Source organism: Anaerococcus sp. C0059F3, from assembly GCF_056590475.1.
Map to the genome: position 1 here is coordinate 1 of NZ_JBWPWE010000011.1, position 16,874 is coordinate 16,874.

Sequence of the window (16,874 nt, forward strand, 5' to 3'; positions counted from 1 at the left end):
AACTTAAAAAGGGATTTTATTTTATTGAAAATCTCAGTTATATATATTTGGTATACACATTTGTTTTTTAATAATGTTATTATACTATAGATTTATAAATCGAAACTCAATAAAATCTTTATATTTAAAGATGAAATTTTTATTCTAAACTTCTTATTCTATCTACAAGACTGTTTTGACTGTGCTTTTCATAGAATCTACCTGTAAATATTATACCAATGATAATATTTACAAAGTTTACAAGTATAAGTGGCATGATTACAAATTTATAGGAAGTCCACTTCGCTTGTTCCATAAAATCCAACAAGATGTATTTATCTACAAGAAGCATAATGATGAAAGAAAATATTAAGCCACATAAAGAATAGATCAAATTCTTTTTCACCAAATATTTTTTAATATTTTTCTTTGTCATTCCAATTGCTTCAAGAATTGATAAGTTAACCATATTTCTCAAAATTTCAGTAGCAATAACATTTATAAAATTCAGTACAGAAATTAAAAACAATACTATAGATAAACTATAACCCACAAATTCTATAAGATTTTTGAAATCTTTAAAAGACTTTATCTGAAGATCTCTTGAATCGTAAGAAAATCCTGGTTCATTTTCAAAAGATTTTAATAACTTATCAAAATTTTCCTTTTCACTATCTTCTACATCAAATCCATATGACATTATACTGTTATCGCCTGTGAGTTCTTTGTACAAATTAGGATTTAAATAAAAATATTCTAAATCTAACTCAGGGCTAGACTCATCAAATTGATTTTCCTGGATAATAGGATAATATCTCAATCCATCGGAAAAATTATAATTAATTTTTCCCATAATTTGGACTTCTTTAATGCTATTTTTTACTTTGATCTTTATTTTATCGCCAGATTTAAATGCAGATTTTTTATCTCCATATTCTCCTATGATAACATAATTTCCTGTTTGCCATTTTTCTTTATCAAATTCTCCATCTATTATTTTTTGTTTATTTATTAAATAATCATCTATTCCCAATAATATTGGAGCAACTTTATTGTCTTCTATTTTTATAACCGGATATGTGTACTCATAACCGTATGAATATAAGGCACCTCCACTTTTAAATCCTTTATGGTTTTCTATTTCACCAATATACTTTTCATTAATACCGTCTTCACTTCCTGAGTACATATACCTAAAATATTTTGGGCTTGCTATATTATAGTCTGTTACAATTACATCAGAAATTCCCTTTTCTAGATCAATATTGCTTGTATAAGTTAAAACGCTATTTAAAATAACAGCTGATAAACTCATAGAAAGAACAATTGAAACAAATCTAAATTTATTTGAAAAAACCTGTCTTTTTGCAAGTTTTCCTAGTGAAATAGAATTACTTATGTATTTCTTTTTTACTTGAGTTTCATTATATTTACTAGCATCTATTGGTGAAATTTTAGCTGCATATTTTGCTGGACTCATAACTGATAGAAAAACAGTTAATAAAGTAAATATGGTAGAGAAAAGTATAATTAATAATATTAAGGCTAATGATAGATTTATATTCGCTAGCATTACATTAGTAGAAAATATTTTATTTAAAATTATTTTACCAATAGAAATACCTATGGCGTTTCCTATTATTATAGATGGGATTGAAAGTATAAAAGATTCTAAATGAACAAGCTTTTTAACTTGAACTTTTGTCATACCAATTGTTTTAAGTAGTCCAATTAAATTTATATCTTCATTTACAGATATTTTAAATATATTATTGATAATTAAAAATCCTGCAATAATTACTAAAATTAATAAAAGTAATGCGGGTAAAAATATCAAAAAGTCTGCGTTATCACCTCTAGATAAAATATAAGCAAAATTAACACCAATTCTTATTTCTTTATCAGATAAATTTCCAGGGTCATCTACCACTTTATAACCATTTCTCTCTGCTATTTTTAAGAGTTTATTTTTTATCATAAAAGAGTTTTTTAGCATTACTTCCATATCGTTATTCGTATCTGGTAGTAATAATTTATCCACATAGGCTTTTGATAAATAGATTTGTCCTACACCAACATTGGAATCAATAGGATTTTGAAAGGTTCCAGATATAATAAATTTATCACTTTTCTTTTCAATAATCTCTCCTGTGTAAGGTTTTTCAATACTGTATGGAATTTCTATCTCTTCTCCAATTTCACCCTTATAACCTAATTTTTTAGCAGTTGCTAAATCTATAAATACGTCGTTTTCTTTTTCAGGAAATTTCCCTTTAACTTTTTCTATTAGAGACCATTCAAATCCTTTCTTATCCATATAAGATAGTTCTGCCATAACTTTTTCATCATCAAGAATTCCAACTTTTTCTCTTACTGAAAAATCCTTTATATCCTTATCCTGGGTTAATATTTCTATATCTTCGTCAGAAAGTTCTTTAAAAGATCCGTGGCTGATTGTTCCAATAGTTTTCATTGTTTGGGTTTCCATGCTTTTTCCTAAACCTAAGGCTACGGAAAACAGACTTGTAAATAGTATAGAAGTCAAAGCAATTGCTAATAAGAGAATATTTCTCCTACTTTTATTTGCATTTAAAATACTTTTTGCAAGACGCCTTATATAAGCTTTATTTTTGACTTTCATTTTTTTCCACCAGCCTTCCATCTTCTATTCTTAAAGTTTTTTCTGCAGCTTGAGCGACAGCATCATCGTGAGTGATCATAAGAATAGTATTTCCAAGCTCTTTATTAATCTTTTTTAGTAAGTAAACAACTTGAGAAGATGATTTTGAATCCAAATTTCCTGTAGGTTCGTCAGCTAAAATCAATGATGGTTTAGTAACCAAGGCTCTCGCTATGGCAACCCTTTGTTGCTGTCCACCTGATAATTCGTTTGGCATTTTATTTTTTTGATCGCTTATCTCAAGAATGTCTATTACTGAATCAACATATTTCTTATCTACTTTATCCCCATCAAGACCAAAGGGAATAATTATATTCTCATATACATTTAGCATGGGCAAAAGATTATAGGCTTGAAATACAAAACCAATATTTCTTCTTCTAAAAATGGTTCTCTCATCATCTTTCAATGCATAAATGTCGGTATCATCAATTAAAACTTTTCCGCTTGTAGGATAATCAAGTCCTCCTAGTAGATGTAACAGGGTTGATTTACCAGAACCGCTTGCTCCAATTATAGAAATAAATTTTCCTTTTTCCACATCGAAAGATACTCCGTCAAGGGCTCTTACTTCTACATCATTTGTTTTATAATATCTTTTTAAATTTTCTACTTTTAACATATTTATCACCTCTTTACATTTAATATAACATTCATATCTTACAAAGTACTTACAAGACTTCTTACAGTTTTGTAAGAAAAAAGACTTCTCACAAGGGGAAGTCTACTGAAAATTTTATTCTATTTTCGTTCAAAGATGCCTTTATATTTCCACCATGCTTTTCTATAATTTCTCTGGCTATAAATAGACCCAAACCCAAACCGTCCTTTGAAACTGAATTTTTTCCTCTATAAAATCTTTCAAATATCTTTGGCAAAGCTTCTTCTGATATGTCTTTGCACTCATTTTCTATGTCTAGATTATAGTTTAGGTAAGATTTATAAACTGAAATATTAATTGTAGAACCATTTTGCGAGTATTTTATAGCATTATCTACTAGATTGTGGATAGCTTCTTTAAGCCATCTTTCGTCTAAATTGAAAATTAAGTCTTCGTCTTTTAAATTTATGCTTATGTTTTTTTCATATAATATTACTTTAAATTCTCTCAAAACATCTTCTACTATGTCTTTTAAATTTGCTTGATGTTTTTGTAAGGAAATAATATCTGATTCAAGCCTAGAAGATTTTACTAGGTTTTGAATTAAAAATTCTAGTTTATTAAGTTCATACTTTATAATTTCAAGATACTCATCTTTCGGATCATCTTCTAAAAGACTAATGTATAAAGCAAGATTGGTTATTGGCGTCTTGGTTTGGTGGGATATATCTGCTATTAAATCTTTTGTTTTACTTTTTTCTGTATTTATTTTCGCTTCTTTTACTTGGCTGGCATACAAAAACTTAATGAGCTTTGATTTTATTTTAGATAATTCCTTTTCATCAAATTCTGTAATTTCTAAATTTCCATCCAAAGCCTTATCAATATAGTCTGAAAGTTCAAGCATTTCATTTCTCAAGGTAATATATTTATATAAAAGAATTCCAATTATAATTACTAAAAGACCTATTAAAATTTCCATTTATATCCAACTCCAAAGACTGTTTCTATTGGGTCATAGGGTTTTAATTTATTTCGTATCCTAGAAATATTGACGCTCAATGTATTTTGATCAATAAATTCATCATCTATTCCCCAAACAAAATCAAAAAGTAATTCCTTAGTAATAACTTGAGACTTGTTTTTTATCATGTAGTATAAAATTTTTGTCTCTGTCCTTGTGAGATCTATATTTTTATTGTCTACATAGAAAATATTTTCATTGAAATTAAAGTCTAGACCATCTTTCTTATAAAGATTTAAATCACTAGACACTATTTTTTCAAAAGCTCTTTTTATCTTTGCTTCTAATATACCCAAAGAAAAAGGTTTTGTTAGATAGTCGTCTGCCCCTAAATTTATGGCTGAAATTATATATGCTTCTAGATCTATGGCTGATAAAACTATTATAGGAATTGATGAAGATTGTCTCGTATATTTTATTATTTCAAGTCCATCTCCATCTGGTAAGTTCATATCAAGTAAAATCAAATCTGCATCATCAATAAAAGATTTAGCTTCACTAATTGTGTTTACAGAAAAAACTTCATATTCTTTATTTAAGGCTATAGAAAGCCCTTTATTTAAATTTGTATCATCTTCAATTATTAATATCTTTTTCATACCATTTCCTATTCATAAAAATCCTAATAAAAAATCGTAATACGAATTTGAATATATTTAAACTCACTTATGCTAATTTATATACTATCTATAGTAACTATACCATAAATAAAAAACAATTTTATAACATCTAAAACATAATAAAAGCGAGTCTTAGACCCGCTTTTTTCATTAAAATGATATTCTAAATATGACTGCAATTAAACATAAAATAACTGCTAGAGGTACATATAGGAATTTTCCAATATTGTACCAGGTATCGCCGTAGACTTTCTTTGAGCCAAGATTAATCGCACCGAGTAATTGGTCTTTTTTCAAAATCCAGAACCAGGTCACAGCCCCAATCATTGCCCCTATTGGGATTACATAGATTGAGATAATGTCCATAAATGGTCCCCACTGGCTAATCATTTCCATGTTTACGCCTATTGCAAAAACCACGATTCCGATTAAAACTAAAACCAAATTACGTTTTAATTTTGGATGTCTTTGCATAAGGGATTCTGCTACTACCTCAAACATATTTTGTAGGGATGATATACCGCCGAATACAACTGCTACGTATAAAATAATGGCAAAAATTCTTCCTGCTGCCATGTCTTGAAGAATTGTTGGTAGAACTTGGAATAAGAGTCCAGGTCCACCTGCTTGGTCCATACTATAAACAATAATTGCTGGAATCATTACAAAAGACGCTAGCATGGCTGCTAGAGTATCAAGAAAGCCTGTCATTTTTGATGATGAAACTATATCTTCATCATCAGAAAGATACGCACCTACTACTAGCATGCCCGATCCTGTTACAGATAGGGAGAAAAATGCCTGGCCCATGGCCTGAAGGATTGTTCCCCAAGATAGCATTTCTTTATCAAACCTAAACATGTATTTGTAGCCTTCTATAGCATTTGGAAGTGTTAAAATCCTAATTGCTAAAATTACAAAAAGTACAAAGAAGGTTGGCATCATAATTTTGTTTGATTTTTCAATGGTTGTTGCTCCACCTATACATGAAAGCAATGTAATTGCAATTATAAAAAAGTGGTAAGGCACTACTGAGAATGGCTTTAAGGAAAAACTATCAAAGTAAGATGTAGTGTCAGTAGTTAATAAAAATCCAGATAAAGAATCAACCAAGGCTTTTAGAACGTAGGCAACTATAACTGCATAGCCAATAGCTATTAATAAAGACCCAATTAATGGAATGTAGCCTATAAACTTGCCTACAACTGTGTCTTCTTTACGGCTTTTGAAAGCCTTGTGGTAAGCACCGAGTGTGCCTGTTTGAGCATATCTTCCAACTGCAAACTCACTAGCGAGTCCACAGTAAGAGAAGACACTAACAAAAAATATGTAGGCTATTAAAAAAACTAGGCCTCCTTTTTGGAATTTATATGGAAAGCCCCACACGTTTGCCATACCGACGGCCGATCCGACTGCCGTGAGGATAAATCCTAATTTCGAACTAAACTTATTCATTTTTTTCTCCTTTATTTATATAAAAATTTATTTTCTTTGTCGGTATATCACTTTAAAGCATAGTCTAATTATAACCCATTTTAAAAATAATTCAAGAAAAAAAATCTCCTACAAAGATTGGCTATTTACCTAAAAACTTGGAAAGTTTCTAGCAAAGAATCTCTGTAGGAGTAATATTTAATGGAAGAGTATTGCACCTATACAAACTATTATTACAAGCGGTGTATAGACATACCTACCAATTTTTATGAAATTTTCATTTTTTTGCTTCTTTGCTCCAAGATTTATCTCCTTTAAAAGGACTTTAGGATCCATTACGAAAAACCAAACCACAGCGCCAAGCATGGCCCCAAGTGGGATTAGGTAATAGATTGTTATGTCCATCAAATGTGACCACCTAGCTAGTGGGTGGAGGTCAATTCCCAAAATTAGGACAAGTGTGCCTACTAAAAGAAGGGCTTGTTTGTCATCCATTTTAAATTCCTGGTTTAAGGTATGGGAAATCGATTCGAATATTGTTTGAAGTGAAGTCAATCCCGCCATAATAATTGCCAGGTAAAATAAAATTGCAAATCCACTTCCTATCCTCATAGAATTAAAAATACTAGGCAGGATGTGGAAAATTAGGGCAGGTCCCTCAGCGTGACCCATAGAAAAAACAGCAATTGCAGGCACTATTATAAAGGCTGACAAAAGAGCAACTATGGTATCAAAAAGTCCTGTAAGTTTTGAGTTTGTGACTATATCGTGGTTGTCAGCAAGCATCCTTCCCACAAAAATCATGCCAAAACCCGTAATAGAAAGGGCAAAGAGGGCGTCTCCCATGGCTGAAATTGCTGTGCCAATATTACAATCTTTCCATTCAAACCTAAAAAGTAGTCTGTAGCCTTCCCCTATATTTGGAAGCGTTAACATCTTTACTAAAACTATAAGGTAAATTACAATCATTGATGGCATCAAAATCGAGTTTAGTTTTTGAACCGACTTAAAACCACCGAGACTTATCAAAATTACCATGACTATTATCAATAGATGGACTTCCATAACGGCAAAGGACCTTGAAGAAAAGTCTTCAAACCAAACTGATGGTGGGGTTAGCAAAAGCCTTCCATTGATAGTATCCACCAAGGCCTTAGCCACATAAGAAACTATTATTGTATAGCCAACCGCTATAATTAAGGAAATTAAAAGTGGAAAATAGCCGTAAATTTTTGCTAGTTTTGAATTTGGGCGGGATGTTTTTATGGCTTTTTCGTAAGAATTTACAACTGATCCCTTTCCCATCCTTCCTATGGCAAATTCGCTAGATAGGCCAACATAGGAAAAAAGCGTTATAAAAATCAAATAGAAAATCAGGAAAAATAGCCCGCCCTTGTGAAACTTATAAGGAAAGCCCCAAACATTTGCCATACCAACCGCAGAACCTGTGGCTGATAGGACAAAGATGGTTTTGGATTTTGTCTTAGGGAGCTTCATGGCTAGCCCCTATATTTTTCTTGGATTTCTTTTATAAGTTCTGTATCTTCAAAATAATCTATACCCATGGCAGCCTTGACTCTTTCGATTTTCTTAGCTCCTTGGGCCCTAGCGTCAGCTGTGCCTTTTTCTAGGATTTCAAAGACTTTTTCTATGTCTTTTTCGTATTCAGCACGCCTTGCCCTAATTGGTTCTAATTCCTCTTCTAGGACCTTGATTAAAAACTTCTTGCACTTAACATCACCAAGCCCTCCCCTTTGGTAGTGGGCCTTAAGTTCGTCAAGGTTTTTGTATTCTGGTAAGTATTTTTCAAAATGGCTGTCATTAGAAAATACATCTAGGTAGGTAAAGACAATATTTCCCTCAACCTTGCCAGGATCGTCGATATTGATATGATCTGGATCTGTATACATGGCCATGACTTTTTTCTTGACTGTTTTTTTGTCATCTGCAAGATAAATCGCATTTCCAAGTGACTTGCTCATCTTGGCAGCCCCGTCAATTCCTGGCATACGGCGAGCCATTTTTGATTCTGGCAAAACTGCCTTTGGTTCTACAAAAATTTCTCCGTAGATATTATTAAAACTTCTTGCAAGTTCCCTTGCTTGTTCTAGCATTGGTTCCTGATCTTCACCTACTGGAACAACATTGGCATCAAAGAGCAAAATATCAGCAGCCTGGCTTACTGGATAGATCAAAAATCCTGCTGGAAGGCTAGTTTCAAAATTTCTTAGCTTAATTTCTGATTTAACAGTTGGGTTTCTTTCTAGCCTTGAAAGTGTAACTAGGTTTAGAAAATAAAAGGTAAGTTCAGTTAATTCTGCAACTTGTGATTGGACAAAAATGCTCACCTTTTCTGGGTCAATGCCCACGCTTAGGTAGTCGAGGGCAACTTCGATAAGGTTTTCACGGATTTTTGCTGGATTGGCAAAATTATCTGTAAGGGCTTGGCTATCTGCAATCATGACATACATCTTATCATAGTTACCTTCATTTTGCATCTTTACCCTATTTCTTAAGCTTCCTACATAGTGGCCAAGGTGAAGTCTACCTGTTGGCCTATCACCTGTTAAAATTATATCTCCCATAATTTTCTCCTTTTGATGTAAAAAAGGGGAAGCTATTGCTTCCCTATTAATTTTCATTTTTTGCTAGATAAGCATCTATAAAGCCTTGGATGTCCCCATCCATCACTGCTTCTACATTTCCCATCTCGTAGTTTGTCCTGTGGTCTTTGACCATGGTGTAAGGTTGGAAAACATAAGATCTTATCTGGCTACCCCAGGCAATTTGCGAATACTTGCCTTGGATATCTTCTATTTTTTCTTTTTTCTCTTCTTCTTTAATCTGAATTAGTTTTGAAATAAGGAGGTTCATCGCTGTTTCCCTATTTTGCATCTGGCTTCTTTCAGCCTGGCTTGTGGCAACCACTCCTGTTGGAATGTGGGTGATCCTTACCGCAGAGTCAGTCTTATTTACGTGCTGGCCGCCTGCCCCACTTGCCCTGTAGGTATCAATCCTTAAATCTGATGGATCAATTTCTATGCTTGTATCTTCATCTAATTCAGGAAATATATCTACTGAAGAAAAAGAAGTGTGGCGCCTGGATTGGCTATCAAATGGTGAAATTCTCACAAGTCTGTGAACGCCCTTTTCTCCCTTTAGATAGCCGTAGGCGTAAGGGCCCTTGACATGGAGGGTGACAGACTTAATACCGCCTGCTTCCTCGTTGTTTAAGTCCTTGACCTCAACCTTAAAGCCCCTTTTTTCGCAATACCTGGTGTACATCCTAAAGAGCATGTCCGCCCAGTCTGTCGCCTCAAGACCACCTGCACCTGCATTTATGGAAAGGTAGGCATTGTTTTTGTCGTATTCACCATTTAATTGGGTCTTAAGTTTTAGGCTTCCTAAGTCTTTTTTGATTTTTTTAAGGTTAGAATCAACCTCTTCTAGGGTAGAAAGCTCTTCATCATCGCTTAATTCTACCAAGTCTATCAAATCTTGGTTATCTTTGATAGCCTCTTCAATGTCAGTGTAGGCTTTTAAATCTTCTTTCTTATCAGAAAGGGTCGCCATGACATTTTGGGCCTTGTCAGAATCATCCCAAAAATCTGGGCTCATTGATTTCTTTTGTAGGCCATCTATTTCTTCTTTTAGCCTAGCCGGGTCAAAGACTATCTCCGACTAGGTTTAAGGTTTCTTCGAGGTTTTTGATTTCTTCTTTTAGTTCAAATATTTCTCTCATATTATTTCTTTACAGTTGATTTCTTGGCTTCACGGTCTAATCTTCTGCGTTCAGCTCTGTTTAGACCTTCGTAGTCTTCTTCATCTGTAGAAGGACCTGTTATATCCTCGTGGCTAGCTTCTTCTGGAACAAGTATTTGCTTTCTTTGGATATTTTGTCTGATTTCTACATTCATCATGTATCTAACAGTGTCTTCTTGGATTGCCCTGGTCATTTCTTCGTACATATCAAAACCTTCGTTAGTGTAGGCCCTAACTGGGTCTTCCTGACCCATAGCCCTTACGCCGATTTCCTTACGCATTTGATCCATTGCATCGATGTGGTCCATCCATTTTTGGTCTATAACCCTAAGAAGTATTACCCTTTCAACTTCTCTCATGTTTTCTGGTCCGAAAGTAGCTTCCTTGTCTTCGTATTTAGCAAGGGTTGCACCTGTGATATAGTCAATTAGGTTATCTTGGGTGTAAGAATTTATATTTTCAAAATGAAGTTGGGTTACAGGAACTCCTAGACCATTTAGGTAGTTTAGAAGGGCTGTCATTTCCCAATTTTCTGGCTTAACTTCTGGGTTGGTGAAAGTATAAACTGCATCTTTTATAACTTGTTTAATCATATCGACGATGGTTTCTTTCATGTCATGACCCATAAGAACTTCACGTCTTTCGTTGTAGATGATTGTTCTTTGCTTGTTCATAACGTCGTCGTATTGAAGGACTCTCTTTCTTGTCGCAAAGTTATTTGCTTCTACTCTTGTTTGAGCCTTTTCAATTGACCTTGTCACCATTCTTGATACGATTGGCTCGTTTTCGTCAAAATCTGCCTTTTGAACAAATTTTGCTACAGCTTCACCACCGTTTAATCTGATTAAATCGTCTTCTAGAGATATAAAGAATCTTGACTTACCAGGGTCTCCTTGACGGCCTGAACGTCCTCTTAGCTGGTTATCGATACGTCTTGATTCGTGTCTTTCAGAACCGATAATGTATAGACCACCTGCCTTGATTACTTCGGCTTCTTCAGCCTTGATTCCTGGTCTAAATTGATCTTTATAGTGTCTAAATTTCTTTCTAACATCAAGGATTTCTTGGTTATCTGTTGCTGAGAATGAGTCAACTTCTTCGATTAATTCGTCTGAAATTCCTTCTCTTCTTAGCTTTTGTTTAGCCATGAAATCTACGTTACCACCAAGGGTAATATCTGTACCACGGCCCGCCATGTTGGTTGCGATTGTTACTGAACCAAGACGTCCTGCTTGGGCAACTATTTCTGCTTCTCTTTCGTGGTTTTTAGCGTTTAGGACTGTGTGCTTGATGCCAGCTTGTTTTAGGGCATCAGAAAGTCTTTCACTTGCCTCGATTGAAATAGTACCTACAAGGATTGGTTGGCCTGTTGCGTGGACCTTGTTAATTTCGTTTATAATTGCGTTGAACTTGCCGCGTTCGTTGATATAAACGTGGTCATTGTCATCTTCCCTTTGAACTGGTCTATTAGTTGGAATTTCAACTACGTCTAGCTTGTAGATTTCGTCAAATTCATCTTCTTCTGTCTTTGCAGTACCAGTCATACCTGAAAGTTTATCATACATTCTAAAGTAGTTTTGGAAGGTAATGGTAGCAAGTGTTTTACTTTCTGCCTTAACTTCTACTCCTTCTTTAGCTTCTATAGCTTGGTGAAGACCATCTGAGAATCTCCTACCTTGCATGATACGACCTGTAAATTCGTCTACGATTTCAACTTCGCCATGGTTTACAACATAGTCAATATCTCTTGTCATTGTTGTATTAGCCTTTAGGGCGTTGTTGATATAGTGAGATAATTCTAGGTTTTCTGTATCAGAAAGGTTGTCAATTCCAAAGAATTCTTCAGCCTTTTTTGTACCTTTTTCTGTAAGGTTTGATGATTTTCTCTTTTCATCTACAAGGAAGTCTACGTCTTCTACCTTAAATTCCCTATCAAATGGGTCAATATCTGCATCTTCATTAGGATCTAAGATTCTACCTTCAAGAGTTTGGATAAACTCATTTGCCTTTTGATAAGTATCTGTTGATTCATCGCCCTGGCCTGAAATAATAAGTGGTGTTCTCGCCTCATCTATTAAGATTGAGTCAACCTCGTCTACGATTGCGTAGTTTAGGCCACGTTGAACCATGTCTTCCTTATAGATAACCATGTTATCCCTTAGGTAGTCGAAACCAAATTGGTTGTTTGTACCATAAGTGATATCAGCGTTGTAATTTTCTCTTCTTTCGCTATTTGTAAGTCCGTAAATAATACAACCTACAGATAAACCAAGCCAGGTATGGACCTTGCCCATCCACTCTTGGTCACGCTTTGCAAGGTAGTCGTTTACTGTTACTACGTGAACACCCTTTCCAGATAAGGCATTTAAGTAAGATGGAAGTGTTGCTACAAGAGTCTTACCTTCACCTGTCTTCATTTCTGCTATCTGTCCATTATGTAGTACAATACCACCTAAAAGTTGCACTGGATAATGCTTGATTCCTAGTACCCTATTACTTGCTTCTCTAACTACAGCAAAGGCCTCAACTAAGAGGTCATCAAGGGTTTCTCCGTTTTTTAATCTTTCTTTAAATTCAATTGTTTTATGTTTTAAGTCTTCGTCACTTAACTTTTGCATATCTTCATCTAGTGCTAAGATTTTATCGACAATTTTTTTATTTTCTTCGATTTCTTTTTGACTAAATGATTTAAATATATTAAATAATGCCAAATTTTTCACCTTCCAATTCTTCACTTATCCTACCCTTATTATACAAAATTTCAATCAAAATAGGCAATCTAGGCAAGGATTACTCCCATATAAAATAAATATTAATTTTGTAAAATAAACTGATAATGATTTTAATCCACTATACATTATAATAGCTTTCTATGGTTAATTCAATCTATTTTCCTAATTTAAGGCAAATTTAATAGAAAAAAGCCCTAAATTCCTTTAGGACTCCTTAAATTAATTGAAAATCAAATTTTTTTACTTAATATTTTGAAATTTTACAAACCTAGGATATTTTTATATTTTTCAAATTCCTCTGGGACTTCCTTATCAAAGACCATTTCCCTGCCGTTCTTGTCGGTAAAGGCCAAATGGGTGCAGTGGAGAAGTGGATGGTCTAGGTTGAATTTGTGCTTAAAATTCCCATAGACAGGATCGCCCAAGAGTGGATGGTTTATGTCTGTCATGTGAACTCTTATTTGGTGGGTCCTACCTGTTATGATGTGGACCTTCACTAAGCTAAAGCCGTCTACTTCGCTTAGGACTTGGTATTCAGAAATAGCCTTTCTCCCGCTAGGACGAACCGCCATCTTACGTCTATTATGAGGGTCCCTATCCATGAAGTTTTCAATTCTGCCAGACTTTTGGTCAAAATTTCCAAAGACAATGGCCAGGTATTCTTTCCTGACCTTTCTAGTTTCAAAAAGTTCCTTTAGATATCTATAGGATTCATTATTTTTTGCAATCACCATTAAGCCTGTCGTATCCTTATCAAGTCTGTGGACAATCCCTGGCCTATCTTCCCCGCCAATGTGGGAAAGGCCGTCGTAGCCGTATTTAAAAAGCAGGGCATTTACCAATGTCCCTGTCACAATTGACCCTGCTGGGTGGACAATTAGGTTTTTTTGCTTGTTAATTATAGCGTAGTCTTCATTTTCATAGACAATATCAAGTGGAATATCCTCTGGGACAATCTCTGGGACCTCAAAAAGCGAATCGTCTATAAAGATCTCATCGCCCATTTTAAGCTTAGTTGAGGGTTTTACTTTGTCATTATTTACTTTTATTAAAGAAGCTTTGATAAAGTCCTTTATCTTCTCCCTTGGTATTTCATCAAGTTCGTCAGATATGTATTTATCAACTCTTATAAGGTCATCTGCTATTAGTATCATATGATTATTATATGAGAAAATTAATTTTCTGCATTTAACTTTTCAAAATAGGACTGAGTTTTGTCTAGGATTTTTTCTGAAGCCTTGATATTTCTAAGAAGAGGTCTTCTAATCCCAAGACTTTTCTTTGGAGCTTCATTTAGGATTATATTTCCCGCCATGGCCGCTGACTTGTTATTATAAAAGGCTAGGGCAAGCTTTCTATTAAGGTCAGAATTTAAATCCTTGTTGGTATAAAGAAGCCTTACAAGATTTACAATCATATCTTCCTCACTTTGAATAGGCTCTTTAGAAAAATTTGCCAAAGTCTTTTTAGATTTGTCCAAAACAGCCTTTGAATTTTCAATTTGCTCTCTAAGGACAGGTCTAATTTGGTCTATGGCTGGCAAATCAGACTCAAGGAGAGTTTGGCCTGCATTTATAAAAATTTGGTTTTTATAGACGGCATAGGCAAGTTTTTTCTCCTTGCTATCAAGACTTGCCAAAAGTTTTGCTTCGGACAATTTCTCCTTATTTTTATTGGCATTTTCATATTTCTCGTATGCCTTGGCAACTTTTTCGCCAAGCTTATTTATAAGGAGGATTTGATTGTAGGTATCCATAAAGTCGTTATTTTCTGTCATAAGACTTATGATATAGGCCTGGGATCCTGTTTCTATAAGGGCTACGTCGTTTTCGATGTGGGCAAGCTCCCCAGTTTTGTTCAGGGTTTTGTAGTCTGGATTTATATTTTTTAATAATTTAACCCTCTTTGTGGATGAATTGGACAAGGAAACTGCCATATCTTGGCCAATTTCACTATCATCTCTGTAAATCTTATAAAGGGCCAAAGTTAGATCCTTGGCATTGGCTGTGTTTTCCTCGCCTTTGCCTAGCATCAGTCTATTTAAACTTGTCCTGTCATTTTTTGTAAAGGATTTTATATAGGAATTTACTTCCTCAAAACCACCTATTTCCTCAATTAGCCTATTTGCCGCATCATTGTCTGATAAGCGGAGGCTAAGGTCAAGGTCTTTTTTTATTTTTTCAGAATATATCATTTGGCCCTTTTGGGTTTTATCTAAAATGGCTAGGCCGATGAAGGGCTTGATAGTAGAAGCTGCTGGCAGGCTATCTTGGTCGGTATTTGCCATGTAAATATTGATATCACTTGGTCCATGGACGGTTTTTATATTTACCTGATAATAAAGCTTGCCATCAATAGTATCTCTCACAGCTTGATAAAGTTCGTCTTTAAGGATTTTTTCATCATCACTTGCAAAAGATTTTCCAATTAAAGTCAAATTTATCAAAGCAAAAGCACAAAGAATCTTAAATATTTTTTTCATAATCTTACAAGTCTCCCAAAGCAGTTTTGAAAATTCGACCTAGGATTTCCTTGCCTGGTTGGTCATCAGTTGTGAAAATTATGCTAATATAAGAACCCTCATCTTTTACGGCAAGGATTTTTGGATTTGAAAAATGTTTCCTAACTATAGGAAGGACCGCCTTATCAAATGGCACAGACAAGCTATATTCGTCTATTTCACCACTTATCTTATCCTCAATATTGAAGCCCTCAAAGCAAAACCTATAGGCAAAATCGTCCGTAAATTTATCAAGACTTTCACTTGCATCATAATAATTATTTACACAGGTTAAAAGATCTTTATAATCTTCCTTATTTTTCTCCATTGTGGATGCAAATAGTGTCCCCATATGTTTAAAAACAGCATCAGATTTTTCTGTAAGTGTAAACCCATCTTCATCCTTATATAAGTATCTTTTTTTAAGAAGACTAGCTACAATTTCTTTGCTATCATCGATAAAATATCCGTCTATATCGTAGATTTCATCGTCATGACAGGTATAAATTGTGGAGTAATATAGGCAAAATTCAAATTCTCCAAGGCTTAAATCGTAGGCAGGAGCAATGAAAGAATATAGGTTTCTAAGATTTTCCTTAATCTTTTTATGGTCCCTATTAAAATCATCTAAAAGACCGATAAAATGGGTAAAGGCCTCACCATCTTCCATGTCATCGTCATCTAAATCCCCTATTTCAATCACATCTGAAAAGTCTTCCGCATTTACAAGTAGACTTGTCTTAACCCTTCTAGAATTCATAGTGTATTCAATTTCTACAAGGTGCCTGCCATCTTTTAGGTAGTTTTCAACCATATCGTCAAAATCTTCCTCAAAGTTTTCATCATCTTCATCAAGGTCATCAAAGGAAGGCTCCTTATATTCATCAAAATTAATTATAGATAGGTAAGGGTATTTCTCATTTAAGGCTTTTTTAAGGTCCCTCACTAATTCATAACGCCTGGTATATTCAGGATCTAGGTCACCATCAGCTTTTATATCCAATATGTACTTATCATTTCCAAAAATTCTCAAATCATCAAAAAGGTAGTTTAATTTTTCAATCACGTCTGTATAGGCAAAATCGACCAAGTCTTTGCCACGACCAAAGTCATCGAGGAGGCTTGATAGCCTTTCATCTAGGTCTATTGCTAGATTTCTTGCCTTTGGGGTGTGGGAATATGAATAATAGTAATTGTCATCACTTTCGTTTTGAGTTTCTATTTTCAAATATCCCTTATCAACCAAAGATAAAAACTCTTCCAAAACGTCTTCTCCCTTAAAAAAACCACTAGAATCGAGATTTTTAAAGATTTCACTCCTCTCAAAATGGATACTATCTATTAAAAATTCAAATTCACTAAGGCTTAGGCCATAAACTGCCGCAAAAAATTGCAAACAATGGCCGATTTCATCTTTTACAAAATTATATCTTTCAGCGACATCAAAGATGTGGGCCAGGTCGGTTTTAAAATAAGAATTATTCATGCTTGCCTCCTTTATCCTACTAATAATTTTATCATAATTTGCAAATAAAGGGAATT

General features: G+C 34.1%; 12 protein-coding genes. All 12 read right to left on the reverse strand.

Going from position 1 to position 16,874, the window contains the following annotated elements; translation table 11 throughout:
* Nucleotides 1–139 precede the first annotated feature (139 nt).
* On the reverse strand, nt 140–2,641 hold the full coding sequence (locus tag AC1EJ5_RS07790; protein WP_479815587.1) for an ABC transporter permease: 2,502 nt from the start codon (nt 2,639–2,641) through the stop codon (nt 140–142).
* Nucleotides 2,604–3,281, reverse strand: a complete 678-nt coding sequence (locus AC1EJ5_RS07795) for an ABC transporter ATP-binding protein (protein ID WP_479815589.1) — start codon at nt 3,279–3,281, stop codon at nt 2,604–2,606. Before AC1EJ5_RS07795 ends, AC1EJ5_RS07790 begins: the two co-directional genes overlap by 38 nt.
* Before the next feature lie 88 nt (nt 3,282–3,369).
* A complete protein-coding gene (locus AC1EJ5_RS07800) occupies nt 3,370–4,242 on the reverse strand; it encodes a sensor histidine kinase (RefSeq protein ID WP_479815591.1) in 873 nt (290 codons plus the stop codon).
* Nucleotides 4,230–4,883, reverse strand: a complete 654-nt coding sequence (locus AC1EJ5_RS07805) for a response regulator transcription factor (RefSeq protein WP_479815593.1) — start codon at nt 4,881–4,883, stop codon at nt 4,230–4,232. Before AC1EJ5_RS07805 ends, AC1EJ5_RS07800 begins: the two co-directional genes overlap by 13 nt.
* Before the next feature lie 171 nt (nt 4,884–5,054).
* Nucleotides 5,055–6,359 (reverse strand): sodium-dependent transporter, encoded by a 1,305-nt coding sequence (locus AC1EJ5_RS07810; RefSeq protein WP_223419941.1) that lies wholly within the window; start codon nt 6,357–6,359, stop codon nt 5,055–5,057.
* 177 nt (nt 6,360–6,536) lie between these two features.
* Entirely contained in the window at nt 6,537–7,835 is a 1,299-nt protein-coding gene (locus AC1EJ5_RS07815) for a sodium-dependent transporter (RefSeq protein ID WP_479815595.1), read from the reverse strand.
* Between the two features lie 2 nt (nt 7,836–7,837).
* The gene (trpS, locus tag AC1EJ5_RS07820; RefSeq protein ID WP_479815597.1) at nt 7,838–8,923 is read right to left on the reverse strand and encodes a tryptophan--tRNA ligase; all 1,086 of its coding nucleotides are present in this window, start codon (nt 8,921–8,923) and stop codon (nt 7,838–7,840) included.
* A gap of 46 nt (nt 8,924–8,969) precedes the next feature.
* Nucleotides 8,970–10,080, reverse strand: a protein-coding gene (prfB, locus tag AC1EJ5_RS07825; protein WP_311480729.1) for a peptide chain release factor 2 whose coding sequence is annotated in 2 segments (ribosomal slippage) — nt 8,970–10,004 and nt 10,006–10,080 — 1,110 coding nt in all. Because the reading frame shifts where the segments join, the coding sequence is not laid out codon by codon here.
* A gap of 1 nt (nt 10,081) precedes the next feature.
* Nucleotides 10,082–12,811 carry a preprotein translocase subunit SecA gene (gene secA / locus AC1EJ5_RS07830; RefSeq protein WP_479815599.1) on the reverse strand — a complete coding sequence of 910 codons (2,730 nt, stop codon included), beginning with the start codon at nt 12,809–12,811 and terminating at the stop codon, nt 10,082–10,084.
* A gap of 281 nt (nt 12,812–13,092) precedes the next feature.
* Nucleotides 13,093–13,986 carry an RluA family pseudouridine synthase gene (locus AC1EJ5_RS07835; RefSeq protein WP_479815601.1) on the reverse strand — a complete coding sequence of 298 codons (894 nt, stop codon included), beginning with the start codon at nt 13,984–13,986 and terminating at the stop codon, nt 13,093–13,095.
* A 20-nt stretch (nt 13,987–14,006) separates the two neighbouring features.
* Complete coding sequence (locus AC1EJ5_RS07840) at nt 14,007–15,314, reverse strand: serine hydrolase (protein ID WP_479815603.1); 1,308 nt, start codon at nt 15,312–15,314, stop codon at nt 14,007–14,009.
* A gap of 4 nt (nt 15,315–15,318) precedes the next feature.
* Complete coding sequence (locus AC1EJ5_RS07845) at nt 15,319–16,818, reverse strand: hypothetical protein (protein WP_479815605.1); 1,500 nt, start codon at nt 16,816–16,818, stop codon at nt 15,319–15,321.
* Nucleotides 16,819–16,874: the final 56 nt, after the last annotated feature.